The 244-nt window shown below is 51.6% G+C and carries 1 protein-coding gene; it reads left to right on the forward strand.

The window, feature by feature from the left end; genetic code table 11:
• On the forward strand, positions 1 to 244 hold a 244-nt coding region (locus SB756_RS34085; RefSeq protein ID WP_410913757.1), incomplete at both ends, for an alpha-amylase family glycosyl hydrolase.

The raw sequence follows: 244 nt of genomic DNA on the forward strand, positions 1-244 counted from the left end.
TGATCGTTTTGCGCGTAGTCTTCCTCGTGAAGCTGAACAGGATCATGTCTATTACCATCATGCAGCCGGACAAGAGATCATCTTGCGTGACTGGGATGAACCGGTCACGGCGCAGGCGGGCGGATCAACGTTCTATGGCGGCGATCTGGACGGGATAAGCGAAAAACTGCCGTATCTGAAAAAGCTTGGCGTGACAGCGCTGTATCTCAATCCGGTGTTTAAAGCTCCCAGCGTACATAAATAC

Origin of the sequence: Pseudomonas sp. SIMBA_068, from assembly GCF_046534705.1 — a bacterium.
Taxonomy (GTDB): Bacteria; Pseudomonadota; Gammaproteobacteria; order Pseudomonadales; family Pseudomonadaceae; genus Aquipseudomonas; species Aquipseudomonas putida.